We start from the raw sequence: 601 nt of genomic DNA, 5'->3' as shown, positions 1-601 counted from the left end.
GGCGGTCCGTCCGCTGCGGGCGTGCAGCAGCGGCAGGACGAGGGTGACCATCGCGGCGACGGCGGCCAGCGGATTGCCCGGCAGGCCCACCAGGTGGCGGCCGCCCGGGAGTTCGGCCAGCAGCATGGGGTGCCCCGGCCGGGCGGCGACGCCGTCCACCAGCAGCCGGGCACCGGCCTCGGCGAGCGCCCGGTGCAGGAAGTCGACCGGCCCGGCGGCCGTTCCGCCGGTGGTGACCACGAGATCGGCGGCGGAGTGCCGCAGCGCGTCCAGGAGCAGGTCGAAGTCGTCCCGCACGTAACGGACTTCGGCCGGCTCCGCACCGGCGGCCCGCAGCCAGGGCGGCAGCAGCGGACCGAGCGCGTCCCGGACCAGGCCCGGCCCGGGCACCCCGGAGATGAGCAACTCGTCGCCCATAATGAGCAGTTGGACCTTCGGACGGCGGTGGACCGACAATCGGTCGTGGCCGCAGGCGGCGGCCAGGCCGAGGACGGCCGGCCCGACCGGCGTGCCGGACGGCAGCAACTCCTCGCCCCGGCGGCACTCCTGGCCGCGCGGGCGGACGTCCTGGCCGGTGGTCAGCGGCCGCGGGCCGCGGTCG

1 protein-coding gene is annotated in these 601 nt (G+C 77.5%); it reads right to left on the bottom strand.

Annotated features, from left to right (window positions below; translation table 11 throughout):
* Positions 1-601: molybdopterin-binding protein (locus KS423_RS46885; protein WP_263455936.1), on the bottom strand; the 601-nt coding region annotated here is incomplete at both ends.

Origin of the sequence: Streptomyces sp. LS1784 (assembly GCF_020103755.1) — a bacterium.
In the GTDB taxonomy this organism is placed as follows: domain Bacteria; phylum Actinomycetota; class Actinomycetes; order Streptomycetales; family Streptomycetaceae; genus Kitasatospora.
Note: the sequence above shows the minus strand (reverse complement) of the source record. Positions and strands in the feature narration are given on the sequence as shown.